The organism is Mesorhizobium sp. M7D.F.Ca.US.004.03.1.1, from assembly GCF_003998635.1.
GTDB lineage: Bacteria > Pseudomonadota > Alphaproteobacteria > Rhizobiales > Rhizobiaceae > Mesorhizobium > Mesorhizobium loti.
In genome coordinates this window covers 1-2,122 of sequence record NZ_RZQG01000980.1, presented here as the reverse complement: position 1 = coordinate 2,122, position 2,122 = coordinate 1, and the positions used below count along the sequence as shown (strand labels likewise).

The following is a 2,122-nucleotide window of genomic DNA, read 5'->3' as shown; positions in this document are numbered from 1 at the left end:
TTATACAGCCGCATCGACAGGCCAAGCGATACAGGCAGCGGGTTCCACCAGCCAGTGCGCAGGCCGGCGGTGCGCAAGGCGGCCGCCGTCCAGGTGTTGCAGCCGACCAGTGCGTTGAAATGGCCATTGGCTTCGTAGAAGCCGTCGAACCTGGAATAGGCCGCATCCGGAACAAGGATCGGACCCTTCGGCCCCCGCTGGAAACTCGCATCGATGAAATCGAGCAGCGCCGCGAACCGATCCTCACCGATGTCGAACCCCGCGACGTCCGGGCGCGATTCGACGATGTCACCGGCGACATCGACATGCATGACCGAAGCATCGATGGTCAGCGCCTTCATCACCGGCACCGCCTTCAACTCAGACCATGTCGGCGTCTCCAGGTAGAAAGCGCGGCCGCCCCAGCCGAAGACAATGTAGCGGACCTCCGGACTGTCGGCCGGTATGCCGGCGTCGACCAGGAAGTGGAAGCGCTGGCGCACGCTACCATCGACCGGAATGGCGATGTCCGTGTGGATGGCGTTCTTCAGCACCAGGATGTGGTGCGCCGTGGCGGGCCTGTCGGCGATTGCTTGCCAGAGTGGTCGCGGTACGAAAGTACCCAGCACGACGGCGAGCATAGCCCCAATCAAAACAAGGCCAAGAAAACGTCCCAGTCTTTTCATGAATGGCGGCCCTGCAGACGCGCTCCGGCGCGACACAAATCGCCCGCCTCCTGCTCATCCATACGCAAAAGAGCCCGGCAGTGTTTCAGCCGGGCTCCCCGTGGCCGTCGAAGGCCTAGTGCAGGATCTGCGACAGGAACAGCTTCGTGCGCTCGTGGCGCGGGTGGTCGAAGAACTCGGCCGGCGTGTTCTGTTCAACGATCTGGCCCTGATCCATGAAGATGACGCGGTTGGCGACCTTGCGGGCAAAGCCCATCTCGTGGGTGACGCACAGCATGGTCATGCCTTCTTCGGCCAGACCGACCATCGTCTCCAGCACTTCCTTGATCATTTCCGGATCGAGCGCCGAGGTCGGCTCGTCGAACAGCATGATACGCGGGTTCATGCACAGCGAGCGGGCGATCGCCACGCGCTGCTGCTGGCCGCCGGACAACTGGCCGGGATATTTGTGCGCCTGTTCCGGGATCTTGACGCGCTTGAGGAAATGCATGGCGATTTCCTCGGCCTGCTTCTTTGGCGTCTTGCGCACCCAGATCGGCGCCAGCGTGCAGTTCTCCAGGATGGTCAGATGCGGGAACAGGTTGAAGTGCTGGAACACCATGCCGACCTCGCGGCGCACCTCGTCGATCTTCTTGAGATCGTTGGTCAGTTCCTTGCCGTCGACGATGATCTTGCCCTTCTGGTGCTCTTCCAGGCGGTTGATGCAGCGGATCATCGTCGATTTGCCGGAGCCCGAAGGGCCACAGATGACGATGCGCTCGCCGCGCATCACTTTCAGATTGATGTCCTTGAGCACGTGGAATTCACCATACCATTTGTGCATGGCGATGATGTCGATGGCGACATCGGTGGTGGAAATCTGCATCTTGGCGGCGTTGACCTTGATCTCTTCCGCGCTGACGGCATTTTCGGTGGCCATGACGGGATCCCCTTGTTCTTTTGTTTAGCGTTTGTGGCCGGTGTCGAGCCGGCGTTCGGTGAACATTGAATAGCGCGACATGCCGAAGCAGAACAGCCAGAAGACGAAGGCCGCGAAGATAAGACCGGACCTGGCGGTCTGCGCCGTTGCCCAGTTTGGGTCGGAGAAGTTCTGCTTCACGATGCCGAGCAGGTCGAACATCGAGATGATGATGACCAGGCTGGTGTCCTTGAACATGCCTATGAAGGTGTTGACGATGCCCGGGATGACCAATTTCAGTGCCTGCGGCATGACGATGAAATACATCTTCTGCCAGTAGCCGAGACCGAGCGAATCGGCACCTTCATACTGCCCCTTGGGGATCGCCTGCAGGCCGCCGCGCACCACTTCAGCCATATAGGCGGCGGCAAACAGCGACACGCCGATCAGCGCGCGCAGGAACTTGTCGAAGCTGACGCCCTCCGGCAGGAACAGCGGCAGCATGACGCTGGCAAAGAACAACACGGTGATCAGCGGGATGCCGCGCACCGTCTCGATG

At 60.7% G+C, this 2,122-nt stretch carries 3 protein-coding genes; all 3 read right to left on the bottom strand.

All coding sequences use genetic code 11. The features are described 5' to 3' along the window. Positions 1-665: TIGR02117 family protein (locus tag EN935_RS32735; protein ID WP_127374062.1), on the bottom strand; the 665-nt coding region annotated here is incomplete at its 3' end. A gap of 115 nt (positions 666-780) precedes the next feature. Beyond that, a complete protein-coding gene (locus tag EN935_RS32730; protein WP_023761950.1) occupies positions 781-1,584 on the bottom strand; it encodes an amino acid ABC transporter ATP-binding protein in 804 nt (267 codons plus the stop codon). A gap of 24 nt (positions 1,585-1,608) precedes the next feature. After that, positions 1,609-2,122, bottom strand: a 514-nt coding sequence (locus EN935_RS32725; protein WP_164771557.1) for an amino acid ABC transporter permease, incomplete at its 5' end; no start/stop codon positions are given.